General features: G+C 64.8%; 2 protein-coding genes. Both read left to right on the top strand.

Translation table 11 applies throughout. The annotated features are described in order from the left end of the window. The first annotated feature begins 66 nt into the window (after positions 1-66). Entirely contained in the window at positions 67-396 is a 330-nt protein-coding gene (locus ACLNEE_RS16710; protein ID WP_411424838.1) for a transposase, read from the top strand. After that, positions 393-1,289 (top strand): IS3 family transposase, encoded by an 897-nt coding sequence (locus ACLNEE_RS16705; protein ID WP_412007427.1) that lies wholly within the window; start codon positions 393-395, stop codon positions 1,287-1,289. Before ACLNEE_RS16710 ends, ACLNEE_RS16705 begins: the two co-directional genes overlap by 4 nt. The last annotated feature ends 29 nt before the right edge of the window (positions 1,290-1,318 follow it).

The following is a 1,318-nucleotide window of genomic DNA, read 5'->3' as shown; positions in this document are numbered from 1 at the left end:
TGGGCTTCCCCCGGTTTTGAGGACAAGTCGTTAGGGGTCACGCCATGACCACCAGACTGTCTATCGATGACCAACCCCACCAGAACCCGGCGCCGGTTTACGCCGCAGCAGAAGGAGGAGGCCGTGGAGCTCTGCCTGCAGGAGGGGCTCTCCTGCAATGCCGTTGCTGAGCGGCTTGGGCTTCCCTCCAGCAGCCTGGCCCGCTGGGTACGGCAGGCCCGCATCGATCGCGGCCAGGCCGGTCCCCGTGACCAGGGCCTGCTCACCAGCGAGGAGAGGGCTGAACTGGCCCGGCTCCGCAAGGAGAACCGAGAGCTAAGGAGGGAGAAGGATTTTTTCAGGCTGGCGGCAGCGCACTTTGCAAAAGAGCAGCTGCCGCCGAGAGGTTTCGCCTGATCGATCAGCTGGCCGCTCAGCACTCGGTGGCCTGGCTGTGCCGGCAGCTGGGTGTGGCCCGCAGTGGCTTCTATGCCTGGCGGCAGCGGCAGGAGGCGCCGGGAAAGCGAGCGGCCGAGAACGCGGCGATCACCGCTGAGATCACGGCGGTGTTCCAGGTGCATCGCGGCTTCTACGGATCCCCGCGGATCCATCAGGAGCTGCGGGCCTCGGGGCGCCACATCGGCCGCCATCGGGTGGCCAGGCTGATGCGCCGTGCTGAGCTCAGGGCCAGAACCCGCAAGGCGTTCAGGCCCTGCTCCAAGGCCGGCAGAGGCGCCGTTGGGGTGGTGGAGAACCTGCTCCAGCAGGAGTTCCAACCCGCGGCGCCCAACCGTTGCTGGGCCGGCGACATCACCTACATCCGTACGAGCGCCGGCTGGCGGTATCTCGCTGTCTGGATCGATCTGTTCAGCCGCCGCGTCGTCGGTTGGACGCTGGATCAGCGGATGGATACAGCCTTGGTGATCGAGGCCCTCAACCGCGCCCTCGGTCATCGCCAGGTGGCGCCCGATCAGCTGCTGATCCACACTGATCAGGGCAGCCAGTACCGGGCCAACGACTACCGGGAGCTGCTCCAGAAGGAGAAGATCACCTGCAGCATGTCCGCCAAGGGCTGCTGCTGGGACAACGCGGTGGTGGAGAGCTTTTTCTCCACCCTGAAACTGGAGCGGAACCTCGATGACGATCGAGAGGTCCTGATTTCACCTCAGCAGCTGCAGCGTGATCTGGCCTTTTGGATCGAGGGCTACTACAACCGCGAGCGGCGTCATTCAACGATCGGCTACCTGAGTCCGATCGACTACGAGCAGGCGTTCATCACTGCCCGTACACTCATCCCTATGAACCCCTGATCGGTGTCCACGAAATCGGGGGAACCCCA

Origin of the sequence: Aphanothece stagnina RSMan2012, assembly GCF_046764815.1 — a bacterium.
In the GTDB taxonomy this organism is placed as follows: domain Bacteria; phylum Cyanobacteriota; class Cyanobacteriia; order PCC-6307; family Cyanobiaceae; genus NIES-981.
Note: the sequence above shows the minus strand (reverse complement) of the source record. Positions and strands in the feature narration are given on the sequence as shown.